Source organism: Georgenia subflava, assembly GCF_009193155.1.
GTDB classification, from domain to species: domain Bacteria; phylum Actinomycetota; class Actinomycetes; order Actinomycetales; family Actinomycetaceae; genus Georgenia; species Georgenia subflava.
Map to the genome: position 1 here is coordinate 154,841 of NZ_VUKD01000003.1, position 21,638 is coordinate 176,478.

Consider the following 21,638-nt stretch of genomic DNA (forward strand, 5'->3'; position numbering starts at 1 on the left):
TATCCGGTACAAATCGTTCGGTTTGTCGTGGTTGGCGTGCGCTCTTGCGGCGTCCCGTCCTGTCGGCCGTCGGCACGGGCCGGTCCTGGCGGGACGCCGCGCACTGAGCAACGCCGGCCAGGACGCGCGACGGAGAAGGCGGCCAGGACGCGCGACGGCCAGCGCGCCGCAGCCAGTCCTGCCACGCGCCGGGGACGGATTAGGCCGAAGCGTTTGTACCGGTATCCGGTACAAATCGTTCGGCTTGTCGTGGGAGGTCTTACGGCGTCCCGTCGGGGCGGTCTTGCGGCGTCCGGCCCGTGGCCGGCCTTACGGCCTGCGGGTGACGACGATGATCGTGCCCGGCACCAGCGCGCCCCGCACCGGCCCCCAGCCGCCCCAGACGTTGTCGTTGTCGGTCGGCCACTCCGGCTCGACGAGATCCTCGATCACCAGACCCGCCGCGACGACGTCCCGGACGTGGTCGCCGAAGGTGCGGTGGTACTCGGCGTACAACGGCTCGCCCGAGGCGTCGACCTCGACGTAGGGCGTCCGGTCGAAGTAGGACCGGTTCACGGTCAGGCCGTGCGCCGTCGGGTCGTCGGGGAACGCCCACCGCACCGGGTGGGTCACGGAGAAGACCCACCGTCCACCCGGGCGCAGCACCCGCGCTACCTCCGCGTGCACCCGGTGCGCGTCGGGCACGAAGGGCAGGGCCCCGAACGCGGTGAACACGACGTCGAACGACTCCGGCCCGAACGGCAGGTCGCGGGCGTCGGCGAGCACGGTCGGCACCGTGAGAGCCGTCCGGGCGTCAAGCTCGGCGGCCCGCGCGAGCATGCCCGCCGCGACGTCGGTAGCGACGACCTCGACGCCCTGCCCGACCAGCCACCGCGAGCACTGCGCCGCGCCGCAACCCACCTCCAGCACCCGGGCCTCGCGCAGCCGGGCCAGGTCCCCGAGCAGGTGCGCGTCCGCCTCGCGCAGTCCCTCCGGGCACCAGCAGAAGTCGGCGGCACCCAGGAACTCACCGTGCTCGGCGAGGTACTCCGCCGAGGCGGTGCTCCACCACCGGGCGTTGGCACGGGCGGCGGCGCCGCCGTCGACGTTCTCGTAGCCGGCGTGACCGACGCCAGGGCTCTGCGGATCCATACGGTCAGTGTGGCGGTACCTGCTCCGGCGGACGCCGGTGCTGGGGGGCGAGGCCGACACACGGCCGCGGCTCGACCGGTGCTGAGAGGGATGTCACCGCCGACGTCGAGCTGCCCCGGCCGAAGGCGGTTGCCCGTGACGGACGCCGGTCGATAGGATGCCCGTTGGCGCAGTCATGCCTTCCGTGCTGCCTGCACATCAGAAAACCAGAACATCCTGTCCGCACTACTTCCTGTCCCAACGGAGTCCACAGCTCAATGACCACCACTACGCCCACGCAGCCGACGTCCCCCCAGGTTGCCGTCAACGACATCGGTTCGGCCGAGGACTTCCTCGCCGCGATTGACGAGACCATCAAGTACTTCAACGACGGGGACATCGTCGAGGGCACCATCGTCAAGGTCGACCGGGACGAGGTCCTCCTCGACATCGGTTACAAGACCGAGGGCGTCATCCTCTCTCGCGAGCTGTCCATCAAGCACGACGTGGACCCGGACGAGGTCGTCTCCGTCGGGGACAAGATCGAGGCCCTGGTTCTCCAGAAGGAGGACAAGGAGGGTCGGCTGCTCCTGTCGAAGAAGCGCGCCCAGTACGAGCGCGCCTGGAGCACCATCGAGAAGATCAAGGACGAGGACGGCGTCGTCACCGGCACCGTCATCGAGGTCGTGAAGGGCGGCCTGATCCTCGACATCGGCCTGCGCGGCTTCCTGCCCGCCTCCCTCGTCGAGATGCGTCGCGTCCGCGACCTCCAGCCCTACGTGGGCAAGGAGCTCGAGGCCAAGATCATCGAGCTGGACAAGAACCGCAACAACGTGGTGCTCTCCCGTCGCGCGTGGCTCGAGCAGACCCAGTCCGAGGTGCGCTCGCACTTCCTGCAGACCCTGCAGAAGGGCCAGGTCCGCCCCGGTGTGGTCTCCTCCATCGTCAACTTCGGCGCGTTCGTCGACCTGGGCGGCGTGGACGGCCTCGTGCACGTCTCCGAGCTGTCCTGGAAGCACATCGACCACCCGAACGAGATCGTCGAGGTCGGCCAGGAGGTCACCGTCGAGGTCCTCGACGTCGACATGGACCGCGAGCGCGTCTCCCTGTCGCTCAAGGCCACCCAGGAAGACCCGTGGCAGGCCTTCGCCCGCACGCACGCCATCGGCCAGGTCGTGCCCGGCAAGGTCACCAAGCTGGTCCCCTTCGGTGCGTTCGTGCGCGTCGAGGACGGCATCGAGGGCCTGGTCCACATCTCCGAGCTGGCCCAGCGCCACGTCGAGGTGCCCGAGCAGGTCGCCAAGGTCGGTGACGAGGTCTTCGTCAAGGTCATCGACATCGACCTCGACCGTCGCCGTATCTCCCTCTCGCTGAAGCAGGCGAACGAGGGCGTCGACCCCAGCTCGGACGACTTCGACCCGTCGCTGTACGGCATGGCCGCGGAGTACGACGAGCAGGGCAACTACAAGTACCCCGAGGGCTTCGACCCGGAGACCAACGAGTGGCTCGAGGGCTACGAGGCGCAGCGCGAGGCCTGGGAGAACGAGTACGCCCAGGCGCAGGCTCGCTGGGAGGCCCACAAGAAGCAGGTCGCCGCCGCCGCGGACGCCGACGCCGAGGCCGCCGAGACCGGCACCACCTCGAGCTCCAGCTCCGCCCCCGCCGGCCCGACCACCTACAGCTCGGCCCCGGCCGAGGCTGCGGGCACGCTGGCCTCCGACGAGGCCCTCGCCGCCCTGCGCGAGAAGCTCACCGGTCACTGAGCCCTGGCCGCCCGTTCCGGGCAGCCGGTCGGACCGCTGGGTCCGTGTGAACCACCGACGAGGCCCGTCGTCCCCCCAGGGGACGGCGGGCCTCGCCGCATCATCGGCGTCAGCCCGCGGCGTGACGGCGTCAGCCGCGCCGTGACGGCGTCACTCCGGATGGTTCGCCGCCTCGCCACCGAGGAGGAACGGCGTGGTCACTCCGGCGTAGGCGAGGTGCGCGACCATCCCGTCCGCGGCGTGCCGGAGGTCGTGGCAGTGGTCCATCCAGATGCCCGGGTTGTCGGCGACGAACGCGATCTCGTAGGACTCGCCGTCGTGCACGTCGAGGGAGTCCACCCACCACGGGCTCCCGGTCGCCGCGACTCCGTCGCGGGACAGCACCACCACGTGGTGACCGTGCAGGTGCATCGGGTGCACCTGGCCGGAGCTGTTGGTGATCGTCATGACGACGACGTCGCCCTCCTGCACGAGGTACATCGGCACGTCCGGGTAGAGGTGGCCGTTGATGGACCACCACAGCCCGGGCCGGCCGTCGAGGAAGCCGGGCCGGCGCCCGATGGTGTAGTCGAAGCGCCGGTCCGCGTCGGCCGGATCCAGCCCGAGCGGGGCCGGGCTGCCGTAGGTGAGCAGGTCGAGCCGTTCCGCCGGCGGCGCCGCGAGTGCCCGTCCGGGATCATCGGGCCCGACCGCGACCAGGCTGCCCCCGCCCAGGCCGATCAGCACCGCCCCGGACTCCGGCACCGGCACCTCCAGGTCCACGCGACCGCCCCCGGAGACAGGCACCGTGACGTCGTCGAGCGCGGTGGGGGCGTTGAGGTCGCGTCCGTCCACGGCGACGACCCGGAACTGTGCCCCGTCCACCCACACCTGCATCGAGGCGCCGTCGGTGTTGACGACCCGCACGCGGGCCGTCGTGCCGCCGGGCACCTCGTGGAACGAGGTGCCGGAGCTCCCGGCCACCGTGCGCAGCCCGTCGTACGTGTGCACCGGGAGGACGACGTCGAGCTCGCCCTGCGCCTCCGGGCGGACCACGAAGGCCCCGAAGAGGCCGCGGCGGACCTGCTCGTGGGAGACCTGGTGCGAGTGGTACCAGAACGTGCCGGCGTCCTCGACGACGAAGCGGTACACGTGGCTGCTGCCCGGTGGGACCGCGTCCTGCGTCACCCCGGCCACGCCGTCCTCCGCGTTCGGCACGTCGATGCCGTGCCAGTGCAGCGTCACCCCGTCGGGCACCGAGGCGTTGACGAGCGTGATCTCGACCAGCTCGCCCTGCACGGCTTCGATCGTCGGCCCTGGCGAGCTGCCGTTGAGGGTGTAGCCCTCGAGCCGTTCACCGGTGCCGAGCTCGATCGTCCCGGCCTCGGCCGTGAGCGTCATCCGGACGTCCGGTGCGCCGTCGGGCGGGCCCGCGAGGTCCGTCACGTCGACGATCGAGGCCAGGGCTGCGACCGAGGGCTCGTCGTGACCGGCGTGCGCAGCCCCGGCCATGCTCGTCCCGTCCGGCATCTCGTGAGCCACGGGAGGTCCGCCGCCGAGATCCGGGTAGCCCATCGACATGACCGAGACGGTCCCCGGCACGAGCGACGTCACCCACGCCGCGCCGAGCACGGCGAGGAGCCCTGCGAGCAGGACCGCGCCCCAGGTCGCCGGGCGCCGCAGCAGCGACGGCCGCCCGGCAACACCGGTCATCAGGGCCTGACGGGAGCGCGTTGCCGAGCCGCCGTCGGGACGGTCTCGGAGGCTCGCCCAGCGGCCCGGAAGGCGAGCAGGGCGAGCACGAGGATGGCGAGTGCGTTCGCGCCGTGGAGGATCCCGACCCCAGGCACCGAGAAGGCGAGGATCCCGAACACCCACTGCAGGACGACGGCGGCAAAGGTGGCTGCCGCCCACTTCTTCGCGCCGGGGAACCGGTTGAGGAAGGACACGATCAGCAGGAGCAGGGCCAGGGCGGCGACGACCATGGCCCCCATGCTGTGGGTCGCGAGACCCGTGTTCGCCTGGGGGTCGTAGCTCGAGTCGATGACGGCGCCGCCCTCGACCTCGCTGATCATCGTGAACACGCCCCAGGCGATCGCTGCCGCCTGGACGGCCACGCCGAGGGCGGTCAGCAGGGCCAGGGCTCGGTAGAGAGTACGCACGAGAGCCTCCGGAAGGAGACGGGGCATCACCGTTGATGCCCGGGTAGCCGAAAGGTACGCCCATCGGCGCGCGCTGCCTACGGGTTTACCCGGGTGATCTGCGCGGGAAGGGGGCGAGGTCGGTGGACGACGCGCGGCGGCCGTCGAGCGTGCCCGGGCGTGGGAGGGTGGGAGCGTGAGACCGAGAGCTGCGGTCGGTGCCCTCGGGGGCACCATCGCCATGACCCCTGCCCGCTCCGGCGAGGGCGTCACGCCGCACCTGGACGCCGCGACGCTCGTCGCGGTGGTGCCGGGTCTGACCGAGATGGCGGACGTCACGGCCGAGACCCTGCAGCGCCTGCCCTCGGCGTCGCTTCTTCCCGAGCATCTCGTCGCTGCGCTCGGCTGGGCGCGGACCCAGGTCGCCGACGGCGCCGCCGGGGTCGTCCTCACGCACGGCACCGACACGATGGAGGAGTCCGCCTACCTCCTGGACCTCCTGTGGGACCGGCCGGAGCCCCTCGTCCTGACCGGCGCGATGCGTCCGCCGCTCGTCGCCGGCGCGGACGGCCCCGCCAACGTGCTGGCCGCCGTGACCGTCGCCGTCTCGGAGGGTGCGCGTGGGCTCGGCGTGCTCGTGGTGATGGACGACAGCGCCCACCTCGCGGCCGCCGTCACGAAGACCCGCGCCACTGGTACCGGCGCCTTCGCCTCGCCGGGCGGCGGAGCCGTCGGCCGGGTCGTGGAGAGCGAGTACGTGCCGGGTCTGGTCCCGGCGCGGTCGCGACCGCCGGCCCTCCCGCAGCCGTCCCGCACCGCGGTCCGGGTCGCGCTGCTCGAGCCCGGGATCGGCGACGACGGCGGTGTCGTGGACCTGGTCGTCGAGGCGGGGTACGACGGGCTCGTGCTCGCCGGCTCCGGCGCGGGTCACGTCCCGGAGCCCGTGGCCGACGCCGTCGGTCGGGCCGTCCTCAGGCTGCCGGTGGTGGTGGGCTCGCGCACCGGCTCCGGGACGACGGCCACCCGCACGTACGGCTACGCCGGCTCCGAGGTCGACCTCCTCGCACGCGGCGCGGTCATGGCCGGGCCGCTCAGCCCGCGCAAGGCACGGGTGCTGCTGTGGACGCTGCTCGCCGGCGGTGCGGACGGCGCAGCGGTACGTGCGGAGTTCCGGCGCCGGGGCGGTGCGGCCGGCGACTGACCAGGGGCCGCCGTCGTGGTCGAAGACCACTTCAGACACGCCGACGGCGCCACCCGACCCGGGCGGCGCCGTCGGCCTGTCGAGCTCTCCTGCCCGGCTGTCAGGCCAGCGTGGCGTCCAGGGTGATGTCGATGGCCTTGAGCGCCTGGCTCACCGGGCACCCCTCCATCGCGGCGTTGGCGACGCGCTGGAAGTCCTCCTCGGAGATCCCGTCGATCGTCGCGCGCACGATGATGTGGCTGCCGGTGACCTTGGGGCCGCCCTCGGTGTCGAAGGTGACCTCGACCGTCGTCTCCAGCTTCGTCGGGGGCGTGCCGTTGGAGTCGAGCTCGTTGGAGAACGCCATGGAGAAGCACGTCGCGTGGGCCGCGGCGAGGAGCTCCTCCGGGTTCGTCGTCTTCGTGCCGTCCTCCGTGCGGGCCTTCCAGTTGACGTCGAACGTGCCCTTGCCGGAGCTCTCCAGCGTGGTCTGGCCGCTGCCCTGGAAGAGGTTGCCGTTCCAGGTGGTGCTGGCCTTGCTCGTCAGTGTCATGCTCATCTCCCTCGTTGCCCGGCTTCGTGTGTCGTTCCCCATCCTGCCCCGGTGCGGCGAGACCTGCAGCAGATGGGCTGCTGTCCGAGGTTAGGACTGCCTTACCTGGAGGTCGTGGGACGGGCTATGGTGCCGGTATGACCCAGAACCTCGCACACGCGGACCGGACCGGCCAGCGCGTCCTGGTGCGCGACCGCCTGCGCCACCCGCTCGTCTTCCGCCGCCTCACGGTGCTCCGCCGCACCGGCCTCGGCGGCAACCTGCTCCGACTCACCGTCGGAGGAGCGGACCTCGCCGGGTTCGTCGCCACCGGACCGGGCGACCACGTCAAGCTCTTCGTCCCGGACCCGGCGACGGGCGAGCTCCACGTGCCGACGGTCGGGCCCGACGGCGGCATCCAGCGACCGGCCGTCCCGGCCACCGTGCGCGACTACACCCCGCGCGCCGTCCGTCCCGGCGAGCTGGACATCGACGTCGTCCTCCACGAGCACGCCGGCCCCGTCTCCGCCTGGGCGGCGGCCGCCCGCCCGGGCGACCCGCTCGCGATCGGCGGCCCGCGCGGCTCCCAGCTGGTCCCCACCGATGCCGATCACTTCCTGCTCGGTGGCGACGAGACCGCGCTGCCCGCGCTGGCTCGATGGCTCGAGCTCGTCCCGGCCGGTGTGCCGGTGGACGTGCTCGTCGAGGCCTCTCACCCGTCGGCGGGGGAGTACCTCGCCGAGGTTGCCCGGCCCGAGCATCACGTGCAGGTCCTGGACCGCGCCGGTGCCGATCCCGGCAGCACCACCGTGCTCGCCGACGCCGCCCGGTCCGCGGCCGTGCGTCCCGGCACCGGGTTCGCCTGGTTCGCCGGCGAGGCCGGCTCGCTCGTGCCCCTGCGTCGCTGGCTGCGCAACGACTCCGCCTTCGACCGCCGCAACACCAAGGTCGACGGCTACTGGAAGCGTGGCATAGTCGCGCTCGACCACCACGCCCCCATCGACCCCGACGACCCCGAGGACTGATGCTCGTCGTCGGCCTCACCGGCGGGATCGGCTCGGGCAAGTCGACGGTCGCCGCCGAGCTGGCCCGCCTCGGTGCCACGGTGATCGACGCCGACGTGCTCGCCCGCCGGGTCGTGGCACCCGGCACGCCGGGCCTCGCCGCCGTCGTGGGCGCCTTCGGCACCGAGATCCTAGGCCCGGACGGCGCGCTCGACCGGCGGGCGCTCGCGACGCGGGTCTTCGCCGACCCGGCTGCCCGCTCGCGCCTCGAGCAGATCACCCACCCGCTCGTGGCGGCGGAGAGCGCCCGGCTGCAGGCGGAGGCCGGGCCGGGCGCCGTCGTCGTCCACGACGTCCCCCTCATCGTGGAGAAGGGCCTCTCGGACCGCTACGACCTCGTCCTGGTCGTCGGTGCCGACGAGGACACCCGTGTCGCGCGGCTCGTGAACCACCGCGGGATGTCCGAGGCGGACGCACGGGCGCGGGTCCGCGCCCAGGCGGACGACGCCGCCCGGCGGGCCGTCGCGGACGTCTGGCTCGACAACTCCGGCACCGCCGAGGAGCTGGTCGACGCCGTCGGCCGGCTGTGGCGCGAGCGGCTCGTGCCCGAGCGGGACGCGCGCGTCCGCGGCTGACGCGCCGGACAGGGGCCCGAGGCCGGCGCGGCCGGGCCTAGGTCTCCGTCGGCGACCTGGGTCCCCGGTCCAGCGGCCCGTCGGCCGTCGGGTCGGCGAACGGGACGTCGGACGGGACGGCGATGGCCTGGCGGACCGGTGCTGCCCTGCGCAGGCGCAGGGGGTCCCGGCGGAGGTCCACGTAGAGCGAGACGCACAGTCCGACCATGATGAGGACGAACGGCGTGGCGGCGAGGATCGTGAACGTCTGGAGGGCACCGAGGCCGCCGACGAAGAGCAGGACTGCGGCGACCGCGCCGGTCAGGATGGCCCAGACGATCACCACCGGGGTCCAGGGAGTCTCGCGTCCGTAGGAGGACAGCGTGCCCATGACCAGCGAGCCGGCATCGGCGCCGCTGACGAAGAACACCGCCGTGAGCACCATGACGACGAGGGCGGCGCCGGTGAAGAACGGGTACTCGGCGAGCATCGCGAAGAATCCGGCGGCCTCGCTGCCGGTGCCTGCGATGTCGACGCCGTTGATCTGCAGGTCGATGCCCGCCCCGCCGAAGACCGCGAACCAGATGACGCTCACGCCGGTGGGCGCGAGGAGGACGCCGAGGACGAACTCGCGGATGGTGCGCCCGCGGGAGATGCGCGCGATGAACGTCCCGACGAAGGGTGTCCACGAGATCCACCAGGCCCAGTAGAAGATCGTCCAGCTGGCGAGCCAGTCACCACCGCCGAAGACGGCCGAGTGGAAGCTCATCGGCACCAGGTTGGCGAAGTAGGTGCCGAGCGAGGCGGGCACGAGGTCGAGGATGAAGACGGTGGGACCGACGACGAAGACGAACACCAGCAGGGCGGCGGCGAGCACGACGTTGGTGTTGCTCAGCCACTTGATGCCGCGCGAGACCCCGCTCGCCGCCGAGATGATCACCCCGACGGTCAGGACGCAGATGATGATGACAGGGAGGCGGGCGCTCGGGTTCTCCTCGAACTCACCGGTGCGCAGCAGCGAGAGCCCCGCGGCGATCTGCAGGGCCCCGAGGCCGAGCGAGGTGGCCGAGCCGAACTTCGTGCACAGGATCGCCAGGATGTCGATGGGCCGGCCCCAGCCCCGGTCCTCGATCCGCTCGCGCCCGAGGATGGCCTGGAACGGCGCACTCATGAGGTTGCCGCGGCCCATCCGGTGGGTGGAGTACGCCAGCGCTAGACCGACCACCGAGTAGATGGCCCACGGGTGCAGGCCCCAGTGGAAGAGCGTGTAGGCCATGGCCGACTCGGCCGCCTGGGCGCTCTCCGGCGCGGCGTCGACGAACGGGGGCGGCGAGGCGAGGTGGGTGACGGGCTCGTACACACCGAAGAACATCAGGCCGATGCCCATGCCGGCGCTGAACATCATGGCGATCCACGACATCCGGGAGAACTCGGTCGTCTCGCCCTCCTGGGAGATCGGGATGCTCCCGAACCGACCGAACGCGAGCACCACAGAGAACGCGACGAAGCCCGCGGCCGCGAGGATGAACACCCAGCCGAAGGTGGTGGTCACCCACCCGAGCGCAGCGCCCGCCACCTCACCGACCGTCTCGGTGAACAGCACGCCGAGGAGACAGATGATCACCACGAGCCCGACGGCGACGAAGAAGACCGGCTTGTCGACGGTCGACCATCCGCGCGGCGCCTCGGACGGTTTCGCTGGCATCCCGGGTAGATCCTCCGGCGGCTGGGTGACCATGCGATCGGGTTTCCTTCCGTCAGGTGAGGCCGGACCGACGACGGTGCACCGGCTGCCTCTGCGGTACCGCCTGCGGTCAGTATCGTGGCACCCATGAATGACGACGGCGACCCAGGACCGGCCGAGCACCTCGGCGACACCGGGCGGATCTTCTTCGGGAGCCACGGCGAGCTGCCGAAGTCGGACGCCCGGGTGACGGCGTACGCGGAGGTCGACGCGGCGAACGCGGCGATCGGGGTGGCCATGGCCGCAGCCCCGTTGGAGCGGGAGATCGCTACGACCCTGCTGAGCGTGCAGAACGACCTGCTCGACCTCGTCACCGACCTCGGGGTGTCGACGTTCGGTGACGAGCCGGTGATCACGATCGTGCCCGGCTACGTCGAGCGGCTGGACCGGGCGATCCAGTACTTCGAGGAGCGCTCCGAGAACCTCGGCGGGATGGTGCTGCCCGGCGGCACGCTCGGAGCGGCGCTGATGTACCAGGCACGGGCCGCCGTACGACGTGCCGAGCTCGCCGTCTGGCGCGCCGTCGAGGCGTACCCCGAGGTGGTCAACCGTGAGGCGGGTCGGTACCTGAACCGGCTGTCGACCCTGCTCTTCGTCACCGCCCGGGGCATCAACGCCGACCAGGGCGACGTCTCCTGGGTCCCCGGCTCCTCGGTCCAGGCGATCGGTCAGGGGACCGCCGACGTGGCGGACGCCACCGGTTGAGCTCTCCGCCTCAGTGAGCCGCCGACTCGTCCGCCGGCCGGCCGGGTGACCCGGGTGCGGCGCCGACGAGCAGCGGACGTGCCGGCGCCTGGGTGAGCCCGGCAGCGGCGTAGGCCTCCGTCTCGTCGAGCGTCTCGTGCTCCATCAGGGCCGCGACGATCGCGTCGTGCCGGTCGCGGTTGTCCCGCAGGAGCCGGCGCGCCTCGTCGTAGCACTCGTCGACCAGCGCCCGGACCTCGGCGTCGACGGCCTCGAGCAGCGACTCCGAGGCGCCGTTCTGCCGGGCGTCGCCCTCGTCCGGGTACACCTGGACGGCTCCGATCGTCGGGGACATGCCCCACCGGCCGACCATCTGGCGGGCGATCGCCGTCACGGTCTGCAGGTCGGACTCCGCGCCGGTGGTGGTCACGCCGAAGACCTCCTGCTCCGCGGCCATGCCGCCCAGGGCGCCGATGATCCGGCCCTTGAGGTAGGCGACGTCGTAGCCGTAGCGGTCCGTCTCCGGCGTTGACAGGGTCACGCCGAGGGCCCGGCCGCGGGGGATGATCGAGATCTTGCGGACGGGGTCGGCGCCGGGCTGGAGCATGCCGAGGAGTGCATGGCCTGCCTCGTGGTAGGCGGTGCGCAGCCGTTCCTCCTCCGGCATGACCACGGAACGCTCGGAGCCCAGCTGGACCTTCTCGAGCGCGTCGGCGAAGTCCTTGGCGTGAATCTGGTCCTGCTCGCGCCGGGCGGCGAGGAGGGCCGCCTCGTTCGCGAGGTTCGCCAGGTCGGCGCCCGTCATGCCGGGGGTCGTCCGGGCGACCTGGGCGAGCTCGACGTCGGCGGCCAGCGGCTTGCCCCGGGTGTGCACGGCGAGGATCTGCTCACGCCCCACCTGGTCGGGTGCCGAGACGGTGACCTTCCGGTCGAACCGGCCCGCGCGGGTCAGCGCGTCGTCGAGGACGTCCGCGCGGTTGGTGGCGGCGATGACCACCACCCCCTCGGTGCCGGAGAAGCCGTCCATCTCGGTGAGGATCTGGTTGAGCGTCTGCTCGCGCTCGTCGTTCCCGCCCATCGAGCGCGAGCTGGACCGGGACCGGCCGATGGTGTCGATCTCGTCGATGAAGATGATGGCCGGCGCGACCTTGCGCGCCTCGGCGAACAGCTCGCGCACCCGTGAGGCGCCGACCCCGACGATCATCTCGATGAACTCGGAGGCCGAGGCGGAGAAGAACGGGACCTGTGCCTCGCCGGCCGTGGCGCGAGCGAGCAGGGTCTTGCCGGTGCCCGGGCCGCCCTCGAGGAGCACGCCCTTGGGGACCTTTGCGCCCAGACGGGTGTACTTGTCGGGGTTCCTGAGGAAGTCCACGATCTCGGAGATCTCGTCCTTGACCTCGTCGATCCCCGCGACGTCGTCGAAGTTGACGCGCACCTCTTCGGGATCGACCGGCTTGGTCTTCTTCCCGCCGAGCAGTCCGCCTGCACCGCCGGCGCCCATCTTCTTGGCCTGGCGGCGGAAGATCCAGACCCAGAAGGCCACGATGAGGACCAGTGGGAGCAGCGAGATCAGCAGGTTGGAGAGCAGCCCGCGCTCCTGCGTGATCGGGGTGGCCTGGACGACGGCGTCGCTCGCCTCGAGCTCGGCGAGCAGATCGTCCTGCGCGAAGGTCGGACGCTCGGTGACGAACTGGCGGTAGGTCGCGTCGCCCTCCGGCAGCTCGGCCGCCTCGGTCAGGACACCTTCGATGCTCTGGCCGCGGGAGAAGACCTCCTCGACGTTGCCCTCGCTCACCTGTTGCGTGAACTCGGTGTACGAGACGGTCGCCACCCGCGAGGTGGCCGCGTCCTGGAAGCTGGCGAGCGCGAAGAACGCCAGCCATGCGACGGCGATCCACACGGCGACCCGGCCCCACCGGGGCGACTCCGGGGGACGACCGCCGTCCGAGAGCCCCTCGGTCCGCCACGGCCGGCCTTCCGGCCGGCGGGAGTCATCGTTGTGCCTGTCCCGCGGGCGAGAGTCGTCGTCGCGCCTGTCCCGCGGTGCGGTGTCCTGCGTCCGATCGACCACGTCGCTCCTCCGTCTGCCGTCAGGTTGGTTGGCCATGCCAAACTAATATAGCGCTGTCATGTTGAGAGTTCAAGAAACTAGTTGGTGTAATCTCACTAACATGTGGCAGGAGCAAGAGGGAGTCCCGGACGAGCGAGCATTGGGCCGGCAGGGCCGGCGTGGGCATGACGAGCGAGCAGCGGCCGGCAGAGCGGCGGACTCCGCGGCAGGCTCCAGGTCCCGTCCGGCGCCGTCCGGTGCCGAGCGCGAGCCTGCCTCGGTGGGCGAGGCCGAGGGCTCGGTGGGCGAGGCTGAAGGGGTGGGTGCCGACCTTCAGGCGGCGTTCGCGACGGTCCTGCGCTGGGCGAGCCGCGCGGCCGTCCAGGCCAGGCTCTGGGCGCACGAGGAGACCGCCGGTCTGACGCCCACCGACGCCTGGCTCGTCGAGGCCCTCGCGACCCAGGGTCCGATGCGTGCCTCCGCGCTGGCCGCGTGGCAGGGGGTGGACAAGTCCACGGTGACGCCCCAGGTCCGTCGGCTCGAGCGCGCGGGTCTGGTCGACCGCACGCCCGACCCGCAGGACGGCCGGGCAGTGCTTCTCCGGCTCTCGGGTCGCGGCCGTGAGGTGCGCGAGCTCGTCCGCCGGGCCGGTGCCGGCGTGATCGAGGAGCAGCTGTCCTCCTGGGACGAGGACGACCGTCGGACCTTCGCCGTGCTGCTCGCCCGCTTCGCCGCCGGGCTGGCTGCCGAGGGGCGGGAGGCGGACCACCGGCCGGCCCCGGCGCCCCGCGTGTGACAGGCCACCTCGAAGCCGTGACGCCGGCACGGGGCGTGCTCCGGAGGACCCCGTCGCCGCAGTTGTCGGTGCCGCGTCGTACCGTTGACCCATGCGTCCTGTGACCGACCTGAAGCGGACCGTCGCCCCGTTCGAGGTGGTCTCCGAGTACAGCCCCTCCGGTGACCAGCCGACCGCGATCGCCGACCTCACCGACCGGCTCACGGCGGGGGAGAAGGACATCGTCCTGCTCGGGGCCACCGGCACCGGCAAGTCGGCGACCACCGCGTGGCTCGTTGAGCAGGTGCAGCGTCCCACCCTGGTGATGGCGCCGAACAAGACCCTCGCCGCACAGCTGGCCACGGAGTTCCGCGAGCTGCTCCCGAACAACGCCGTCGAGTACTTCGTCTCCTACTACGACTACTACCAGCCCGAGGCCTACGTCCCGCAGACGGACACCTACATCGAGAAGGACTCCTCCATCAACGACGAGGTCGAGCGTCTGCGGCACAGCGCGACGAACTCCCTGCTCACGCGGCGGGACGTCGTCGTGGTGGCGTCGGTGTCCTGCATCTACGGCCTCGGCACACCCCAGGAGTACGTCGACCGGATGGTCCAGCTCCAGGTCGGGCAGCAGGTCGACCGGGACGACCTCCTGCGCCAGTTCGTGACGATGCAGTACACGCGCAACGACCTGGCCTTCACCCGCGGGACCTTCCGTGTCCGCGGGGACACGATCGAGATCATCCCGGTCTACGAGGAGCTCGCGATCCGGATCGAGCTCTTCGGGGACGAGATCGACGCGCTCAGCACGCTGCACCCCCTCACGGGGGACGTGGTGCGCAAGGAGGACGCCGTGCACCTGTTCCCGGCGACGCACTACGTCGCCGGGCCCGAGCGGATGGAGCGGGCGCTCGGCACGATCGAGACCGAGCTCGCCGAGCGGCTGGAGGAGCTGGAGCGGCAGAACAAGCTCCTCGAGGCGCAGCGGCTACGGATGCGCACCACCTACGACCTCGAGATGATGCGCCAGATCGGGACGTGCTCGGGCATCGAGAACTACTCCCGGCACATCGACGGACGCGCGCCGGGCACGGCCCCGCACACGCTGCTGGACTACTTCCCCGAGGACTTCCTGCTCGTCATCGACGAGTCGCACGTGACCGTCCCGCAGATCGGCGCCATGTTCGAGGGCGACATGTCCCGCAAGCGCACCCTGGTCGACCACGGCTTCCGGCTGCCGTCGGCCATGGACAACCGTCCGCTGCGCTGGGAGGAGTTCCTCGAGCGGATCGGCCAGACGGTGTACCTCTCCGCGACGCCCGGGCCGTACGAGCTCAGCCAGTCCGACGGCGTGGTCGAGCAGATCATCCGCCCGACCGGCCTGGTCGACCCCGAGGTGGTGGTCAAGCCGACCAAGGGACAGATCGACGACCTGCTGGGCGAGATCCGCGACCGGGTCGACCGCGACGAGCGGGTCCTAGTCACCACGCTGACGAAGAAGATGGCCGAGGACCTCACCGACTACCTCCTCGAGCGCGACGTCCGCGTGCGCTACCTGCACTCCGACGTGGACACCCTGCGTCGCGTCGAGCTGTTGCGCGAGCTGCGGATGGGCACGTTCGACGTGCTCGTCGGCATCAACCTGCTGCGCGAGGGCCTGGACCTGCCCGAGGTCTCGCTCGTCGCCATCCTCGACGCCGACAAGGAAGGCTTCCTGCGCTCGTCGACCTCGCTGATCCAGACGATCGGGCGCGCGGCCCGCAACGTCTCCGGACAGGTGCACATGTACGCGGACACGATCACCCGGTCGATGGCGCAGGCGATCGAGGAGACGACGCGACGCCGGGAGAAGCAGGTCGCCTACAACACCGAGAACGGGATCGAGCCCAGAGCGCTGCGCAAGCGGATCGCGGACGTGACCGACATGCTCGCCCGGGAGGACATCGACACCGCCGAGCTGCTCGAGGGCGGCTACCGCGGCGCCGGGAAGGGCGCGGGTGGGAAGGAGCGACGGAAGGCGGGCGAGTCGGCGCGCGAGAAGCTCGCCGGTGCGGCCGCGAGCGACCTCGCCGGGCTCATCCAGGAGCTCTCGGACCAGATGCACGCCGCCGCCGAGGAGCTGCAGTTCGAGCTGGCCGCCCGCCTGCGGGACGAGATCGCCGACCTGAAGAAGGAGCTGCGGCAGATGGCTGCCGCGAACGCCTGACCCACCTCGACCCGGGCGGTATGTCCAGGTTCGCCGGTGTCGCGTCCCACATCGCGCCACGTTCGCGGCCGGGCTCGTCCTGCCGTATCGTGTCGCCTGCGGAGGGGAGTATTCCCCCAACAGTGGTGCCGTCATCACGGCGGGCGAGTTCGCCCGCTCGGTGCCACCGGCCCGGACACGAGGTCGCCCACATCCCGAACCGGGGACGTGGGCTGCACGGACCAGGCGGAAGAGACCTCCGGTACTCGCCCCTACGTACCGGAGGAACAGTGGAAGTTCACGCCCTTGGCTGGATCGGCCTGATCGCGCTGATCGTCGTGATGATCACCGTCGACATCGTCGGACACGTCCGTACCCCGCACGCGCCCTCGTTGAAGGAGGCCGCCTGGTGGTCGGTCGCCTACGTCGCCATGGCCCTCGTCTTCGGACTGATCGTCTGGGGTGTCTGGGGCTCGACCTACGGCGGCGAGTACTTCGCCGGGTACGTCACCGAGAAGAGCCTGTCCGTCGACAACCTCTTCGTCTTCGTCATCATCATCGCGGCCTTCAAGATCCCGCGGAAGTACCAGCAGGAGGTCCTGCTGGCCGGCATCATCATCGCGATCGTGCTGCGCGCCGTCTTCATCGCGCTCGGCGCCGCCGCCATCGAGAACTTCACCTGGATCTTCTACATCTTCGGGGCCTTCCTCATCTACACGGCGATCGCCCAGGCCCGCCAGGGCGTGGAGAAGCCCGACGAGACGGAGGAGTACCACGAGAACGGGTTCGTCCGCCTCGTGCGCCGCGTCGTCCCCGTCACCGAGGGCTTCGTGGGCGGCAAGCTCATCCACCGCCACTCCGGCAAGACGTTCATCACCCCGATGCTCCTGGCGATCATCGCGATCGGCAGCGCCGACATCCTCTTCGCGGTCGACTCGATCCCGGCCATCTTCGGCCTGACCCAGGAGCCCTACCTGGTGTTCGCCGCGAACGCCTTCTCGCTGCTCGGTCTGCGTCAGCTGTACTTCCTCGTCGACGGGCTGCTCGACAAGCTGGTCTACCTGCACTACGGCCTGGCCGCGATCCTCGGCTTCATCGGTCTCAAGCTGGTCGTCCACGCGCTGCACGAGAACGAGCTGGGCTTCATCAACGGCGGCGAGCCGTGGCTCGCCATCCCCGAGCCGGGCATCGCGGTCTCGCTCGCCTGGATCGTCGGCGTGCTGGCCATCACCGTGATCGCCAGCCTCGCGCGCAACAAGAAGGACGCACGGCTCGCTGCTGCCGAGCCGGCCATCCGGGACCGCGGCGAGGGGGACGGGCCGAGCAGTCCCTCCGGCCCGCCCGTGGACGCCGAACGGCACACGTCGGGCGAATGACATGGCCCGCGGCCAGTAAACCGGCCGCGACCGCCCCCACCGCAGCCGATCAGCTGTCGACCTTCTGACCGCCCGGTCGGGCAGCCCCGCACGGGGCGCCCGGACCGGGCGGTTAGCATGCGGCCCGTGGGAGAACTAGACCAGTCCGAGCCCGACCCCGCCGCGGGGCGCCCCACCGAGACCATCCGGTCCCTGGAGCGCGGCCTCTCGGTGATCCGGGTCTTCGACGAGGACCATCCCCGTCTCACGCTCAGCGAGGTGGCAGCCCGCTCGGGCATGCCGCGCGCGGGCGCCAGACGCGCGCTCCACACGCTCGTCGAGCTCGGCTACGCGGACCAGCGCGGCCGTGAGTTCATCCTCCGGCCGGCCCTCCTCGAGCTCGGGTTCGAGCAGCTCGCGGAGCTGACGCTCGCCGAGGTCGTGACCCCGCACCTGAAGGAGCTGTCGAGCCGCGTGGGCGAGTCGGTATCGGCGTCGGTGCTCGAGGCCGGCCAGATCGTCTACGTCGCCCGCGTCGCCACCCGGCGGGTCATGCGGGTGAGGATCCGTACAGGCACCCGCTTCCCCGCCGAGTCGACGTCGATGGGGCGAGTCCTGCTGGCAGGCCGCACGGACGACTGGCTCGAAGGCTTCGTGGACTCGGTCCGCGTCGAACGACGCTCACCCTTCACGACCACCGACACGGGTCGCCTCCGCGAGATCCTCGCCGAGACCCGCGAGCAGGGCTATGCGCTGGTCGACCAGGAGCTCGAGGAGGGGCTGCGCTCGCTCGCCGTGCCCGTCCATGACGGCGAGGGCACGGTCGTGGCCGCCATCAACGTCGCGACCGCCGTCGGCGACGAACCGCCGTCGGCGCTGGTCGACCGCGTGCTGCCCGAGCTGCGTGCGGCCGCGGCCGCCGTCGACGCGGACCTGGTCCACCTCGGCCACGTCGTGGCCTGAGCCGACGGACGGATACCCTGTCCGGACCACGGTTCGGCAGGAGGGCGACGATGCTGAGCGACCATCTCCCGGCCTACGAGGCGAGCGGTCCGGACGGCGCACCCGTCGTCGTGCTGGGCTCCTCGCTGGGCACCGACCGGCACACGTGGGACGAGCAGGTGCGCCTGCTCGAACGGCGCTATCGCGTGGTGCGCTACGAGCTGCCCGGCCATGGCGGCTCGGCCACCCGCGCCCCGGGCGCGACGATCCCGGTCGAACCTGCCACCACCGGGGCGGGCGGGAGAACGATCGCGGACCTGGGCTCCGGCGTCCTGCGCCTCATGGACCACCTCGGGGTGCCCGCCGCCCACCACGTGGGTCTGTCGGTGGGCGGCATGGTCGCGACGTGGCTGGCGGTGCACCACCCCGAGCGCGTGAACCGCCTCGCGCTCGTGTGCAGCTCCGCGCACCTGCCGCCTGCCGAGAAGTGGCTCACGCGGGCGGCGATCGTGCGTGAGCAGGGCATGGGTGCGATCTGGGAGAGCGTCGTCGCCGGCTGGTTCACACCGGCCTGGCACGACCCGCAGCGCCTGGCCCGGATCCGTGAGACGTTCCTCGCCGTCGAGCCCGAGGGGTACGCCCAGTGCTGCGAGGCCATCGCGAGCACGGACCTGCGGCCTGGGCTCGGCGACATCACGGCGCCGGTGCTCGCGGTCGCCGGCGCCGAGGATCGCTCCACGCCGCCGGAGATGTCCGAGGAGCTCGTCGCGGCGGTCCGCGCCGCCGGCGGCGACGCCCGGCTCGAGGTCGTCGACGGGGCCGCCCACCTCAGCGCCGTGCAGCAGTCGGCGACCGTCACCGCCCTGCTGCTCGAGCACCTGGATGCCGACCGGGCCGGCCACGCCGCCGGCATGCGGGTCCGGCGCGAGGTTCTCGGTGACGCCCACGTGGACCGTGCGCAGCTCGGCACCACGACGCTGACCGTGGACTTCCAGGACTTCATCACCCGGTACGCGTGGGGCGACGTGTGGGCCCGTCCGGGGCTCGACCGGCGCACCCGCAGCGCGATCACGCTGGCGCTGCTCGCCGCGCTCGGGCACGACGGCGAGTTCGCCATGCACGTGCGCGCCGCCCTGCGCAACGGCCTCACCGTCGACGAGATCCGCGAGGTGCTCCTCCACCTCGGCGTCTACGCGGGGATCCCCGTCTCGAACCACGCCTACGGCATCGCCCAGCGCGTCCTCACCGAGGAAGGGCTCGGGTGACCGTGCCGAACACGACGCCGCCCGGCCGGCCGGCGCCGCCGACCACGACGCCGCCCGGCCGGCCGGCGCCGGCCGCGCGCTCCCGGCACGACGTGCCAGCGCCCACCGGGCAGCCCGCCTCTGAAGGACTCCAGGCTCTCGCGCGCGGGCTGGCGGTTCTCCGCGCGCTCGCCGGGGCGCCCGGACCGATGACCCTCGCGCAGGTGGCGCAGGGGGCCGGGCTGAACCGCGCGGTCGCGCGTCGGGTGCTGCTCACCCTCGCCGAGGCCGGGTACGTGCTCGGGCGCGGTCGAGACTTCAGCCTGCGCCCACGGGTGCTCGAGCTGGGGGAGGCCTACCGGTCGGCCCTGCGGCTCCCGGACCTCGCCGTCGGCGCGATGCGGCGGCTCAGCGCCGAGACCGGCCACTCGATCTCGCTCGCTGTGCTCGACGGCGCCGACATCGTCTACGTGGAGCGGGTGCCCGGCTCGCGGATCATCGACACCGTCCTGCCGGTCGGTACTCGCCTGCCCGCGCTCAGCACGGCCATGGGCCGGGTGCTGCTCGCGGGCCTGGACCCGGCCGAGCTCGACGCGCACCTCGGCTCCCTGCCCCCCGGGACGGGGCCGGTGGACGGTCGGGCGCTGCGCGCCCAGCTCGACGAGGTGCGGGACGTGGGCCACTGCCGGGTGGACGACGAGCTCGAACGCGGACACATCGCCCTCGCCGCCCCGGTGCAGGTCACCGACGGCCGGGTGGTCGCCGCCGTGAACCTGCCCCTCACCGTCGCCGCCCTGCCCGGCGGGCACGTCCGCACCCGGCACGCCGAGGCGGTGACGGCGTGCGCGCGGGCGGTCAGCGCGGCGGTCGCGCGTCACCAGCTGCGAAGGCCCGGCCCCTTCGGCTGAGCACGAGTCTCTCGCCTGCGTGCGCCGGGGGTACCCGCCCGCGGCCGCTCCGGGAGACCGTCGGCGCGTCGCCCGTGCGGGACGCGTCGCCCGGCGGCTCGGGTACGGGCCCGACGGCGGCCTCAGGCCGACGCGCGCCGCGCGAGGCGCCGCGCCAGCACGGCGCACACCACCAGCTGCAGCTGGTGGAAGACGATGACCGGCACCGCGACCGTGGCCGCCGTCGCGACCGGGAACAGCACGGCAGCCATGGGCAGCCCGGTGGCGAGGGACTTCTTCGAGCCGCACATCAGCAGCGCGACACGGCCCGGCAGCCCCAGCCCCAGCGCACGCCCGCCCCACCACGTCGCTGCGAGCATGGCCGCGAGCAGCACGGCGCACAGCGCCAGCAGCGCGACGATCGTCCCCGCTGAGACGGTCTCCCACACGCCGGCGGCGGTCGCCGCCGCCACGGCGCCGAGCACCACGACCAGGATCGTGCCGCGGTCGACCGTGAGCGTCAGCCACCGCCGCGCGCGGACCCAGCCGCCCACCAGCGGCTGCAGCAGCTGGCCGACGACGAACGGCAGCAGCAGCTGCAGCAGCACGTCTCGCAGACCACCGAGCCCCACCGATCCCGAGCGGTCCATCACGAGCAGGACCAGCAGCGGCGTGAGCACCATGCCGAGCACGTTGGAGACCGTCGCGGCGCAGATCGCACCGGCGACGTCGCCGCGCGCGATCGACGTGAAGGCCACCGACGACTGCACCGTCGACGGCAGGAGCGTCAGGTAGAGCAGCCCGGCGGCCAGCGCGGCACCCACCAAGGGGTCCGCGACGGCGTAGAGGATGATCCCCAGCACCGGGAACAGCAGGTACGTCGACGCCAGGATCGAGCCCTGGAGACGGACGTTGCGGAGGCCGCCCAGCACCTCCCGGGTGGACAGCCGCATCCCGTAGACGAGGAACAGGACGGTGACGGCGACGTCGCCGGCCACCGTGAGCACCTGGCGCGCGTACGCAGGCACCGGCACGACCAGACCCACCACCATCGTGGTGAGGAGAGCGACGACGAAGGGGTCGAAGGTGCGCAGCACCCGGCCCATCAGCCGAGAGAGCCGATCACCGGGTTCCAGGCGCGGGCGGTGCGGCGCACGATCAGGTGGGCACGGTGGAAGGGGTCGGCGTCGAGGACCTTCAGGACGGCGTCGTGGTCGGCCGCCCTCACGAGCAGCAGCGCCCCGGGGGTCGCGGCGTCCGACCACGGCCCGGAGGCCACGAGCGTGCCCTCGTCGTGCAGCCCGGACAGGAAGGCGCGGTGCTGGGGACGGAGCTGGTCGAGGTCCCCGGTCCGGCCGATGTCGTAGACGTACTCGACGGCGAAGAGGGTCATACGAGCCAGCGTAGCGGCCTGCGGGCCGACCGCGGCCGGTGGGCCGGGCACCG

General features: G+C 72.0%; 18 protein-coding genes and 1 pseudogene. 11 read left to right on the forward strand and 8 right to left on the reverse strand.

What is annotated here, in order from left to right:
• Positions 1-309: 309 nt before the first annotated feature.
• The gene (locus GD748_RS10815) at positions 310-1,131 is read right to left on the reverse strand and encodes a class I SAM-dependent methyltransferase (protein ID WP_152195225.1); all 822 of its coding nucleotides are present in this window, start codon (positions 1,129-1,131) and stop codon (positions 310-312) included.
• 257 nt (positions 1,132-1,388) lie between these two features.
• Here GD748_RS10815 and rpsA point away from each other — a divergent pair, with 257 nt between their 5' ends.
• Positions 1,389-2,873, forward strand: a complete 1,485-nt coding sequence (gene rpsA, locus GD748_RS10820; protein WP_152195226.1) for a 30S ribosomal protein S1 — start codon at positions 1,389-1,391, stop codon at positions 2,871-2,873.
• 150 nt (positions 2,874-3,023) lie between these two features.
• Here rpsA and GD748_RS10825 read toward each other — a convergent pair whose 3' ends face one another.
• Positions 3,024-4,565 (reverse strand): multicopper oxidase family protein, encoded by a 1,542-nt coding sequence (locus tag GD748_RS10825; RefSeq protein ID WP_152195227.1) that lies wholly within the window; start codon positions 4,563-4,565, stop codon positions 3,024-3,026.
• Positions 4,565-5,014, reverse strand: coding sequence for a hypothetical protein (locus GD748_RS10830; protein ID WP_152195228.1), 450 nt, complete (start codon positions 5,012-5,014; stop codon positions 4,565-4,567). Before GD748_RS10830 ends, GD748_RS10825 begins: the two co-directional genes overlap by 1 nt.
• 175 nt (positions 5,015-5,189) lie before the next feature.
• Between GD748_RS10830 and GD748_RS10835 the strand changes: the two genes are divergently transcribed.
• A complete protein-coding gene (locus GD748_RS10835) occupies positions 5,190-6,194 on the forward strand; it encodes an asparaginase (RefSeq protein WP_226921185.1) in 1,005 nt (334 codons plus the stop codon).
• Positions 6,195-6,294: 100 nt separating this feature from the next.
• Here GD748_RS10835 and GD748_RS10840 read toward each other — a convergent pair whose 3' ends face one another.
• Entirely contained in the window at positions 6,295-6,726 is a 432-nt protein-coding gene (locus GD748_RS10840; protein WP_152195229.1) for an OsmC family peroxiredoxin, read from the reverse strand.
• A gap of 137 nt (positions 6,727-6,863) precedes the next feature.
• Between GD748_RS10840 and GD748_RS10845 the strand changes: the two genes are divergently transcribed.
• Together GD748_RS10845 and coaE are read left to right on the forward strand one after the other, a co-directional pair.
• Positions 6,864-7,730, forward strand: coding sequence for a siderophore-interacting protein (locus GD748_RS10845; RefSeq protein WP_152195230.1), 867 nt, complete (start codon positions 6,864-6,866; stop codon positions 7,728-7,730).
• Positions 7,730-8,317, forward strand: a pseudogene (gene coaE, locus GD748_RS10850) (dephospho-CoA kinase); the annotation flags it as partial. The gene GD748_RS10845 and the pseudogene coaE, both read left to right, overlap by 1 nt.
• Positions 8,318-8,381: 64 nt before the next feature.
• Here coaE and GD748_RS10855 read toward each other — a convergent pair.
• Positions 8,382-10,028 (reverse strand): BCCT family transporter, encoded by a 1,647-nt coding sequence (locus tag GD748_RS10855; protein ID WP_226921187.1) that lies wholly within the window; start codon positions 10,026-10,028, stop codon positions 8,382-8,384.
• A 126-nt stretch (positions 10,029-10,154) separates the two neighbouring features.
• On the opposite strand from GD748_RS10855, the gene GD748_RS10860 reads away from it, so the two are divergent.
• Positions 10,155-10,772 carry an ATP:cob(I)alamin adenosyltransferase gene (locus GD748_RS10860; protein ID WP_152195233.1) on the forward strand — a complete coding sequence of 206 codons (618 nt, stop codon included), beginning with the start codon at positions 10,155-10,157 and terminating at the stop codon, positions 10,770-10,772.
• A gap of 10 nt (positions 10,773-10,782) precedes the next feature.
• Here GD748_RS10860 and ftsH read toward each other — a convergent pair whose 3' ends face one another.
• On the reverse strand, positions 10,783-12,858 hold the full coding sequence (gene ftsH, locus GD748_RS10865; RefSeq protein ID WP_152195234.1) for an ATP-dependent zinc metalloprotease FtsH: 2,076 nt from the start codon (positions 12,856-12,858) through the stop codon (positions 10,783-10,785).
• A 223-nt stretch (positions 12,859-13,081) separates the two neighbouring features.
• On the opposite strand from ftsH, the gene GD748_RS10870 reads away from it, so the two are divergent.
• The 6 genes from GD748_RS10870 (at position 13,082) to GD748_RS10895 (ending at position 20,213) form a co-directional block, all read left to right on the forward strand.
• The gene (locus GD748_RS10870) at positions 13,082-13,597 is read left to right on the forward strand and encodes a MarR family winged helix-turn-helix transcriptional regulator (RefSeq protein ID WP_152195235.1); all 516 of its coding nucleotides are present in this window, start codon (positions 13,082-13,084) and stop codon (positions 13,595-13,597) included.
• Between the two features lie 91 nt (positions 13,598-13,688).
• A complete protein-coding gene (gene uvrB / locus GD748_RS10875) occupies positions 13,689-15,785 on the forward strand; it encodes an excinuclease ABC subunit UvrB (protein WP_152195236.1) in 2,097 nt (698 codons plus the stop codon).
• Positions 15,786-16,054: 269 nt separating this feature from the next.
• Entirely contained in the window at positions 16,055-17,140 is a 1,086-nt protein-coding gene (locus GD748_RS10880) for a TerC family protein (protein ID WP_152195237.1), read from the forward strand.
• Positions 17,141-17,257: 117 nt separating this feature from the next.
• The gene (locus GD748_RS10885) at positions 17,258-18,082 is read left to right on the forward strand and encodes an IclR family transcriptional regulator domain-containing protein (RefSeq protein WP_152195238.1); all 825 of its coding nucleotides are present in this window, start codon (positions 17,258-17,260) and stop codon (positions 18,080-18,082) included.
• A 50-nt stretch (positions 18,083-18,132) separates the two neighbouring features.
• Entirely contained in the window at positions 18,133-19,326 is a 1,194-nt protein-coding gene (gene pcaDC, locus GD748_RS20200) for a bifunctional 3-oxoadipate enol-lactonase/4-carboxymuconolactone decarboxylase PcaDC (protein WP_152195239.1), read from the forward strand.
• Positions 19,323-20,213, forward strand: coding sequence for an IclR family transcriptional regulator domain-containing protein (locus GD748_RS10895; protein WP_226921197.1), 891 nt, complete (start codon positions 19,323-19,325; stop codon positions 20,211-20,213). Before pcaDC ends, GD748_RS10895 begins: the two co-directional genes overlap by 4 nt.
• A 122-nt stretch (positions 20,214-20,335) precedes the next feature.
• On the opposite strand, the gene GD748_RS10900 is transcribed toward GD748_RS10895, so the two are convergent.
• Together GD748_RS10900 and GD748_RS10905 are read right to left on the reverse strand one after the other, a co-directional pair.
• Positions 20,336-21,298 carry a bile acid:sodium symporter gene (locus GD748_RS10900; protein ID WP_152195240.1) on the reverse strand — a complete coding sequence of 321 codons (963 nt, stop codon included), beginning with the start codon at positions 21,296-21,298 and terminating at the stop codon, positions 20,336-20,338.
• Positions 21,298-21,585: a YciI family protein gene (locus GD748_RS10905; protein WP_152195241.1), complete on the reverse strand. Its 288-nt coding sequence runs from the start codon at positions 21,583-21,585 to the stop codon at positions 21,298-21,300. Before GD748_RS10905 ends, GD748_RS10900 begins: the two co-directional genes overlap by 1 nt.
• Positions 21,586-21,638 lie beyond the last annotated feature (53 nt).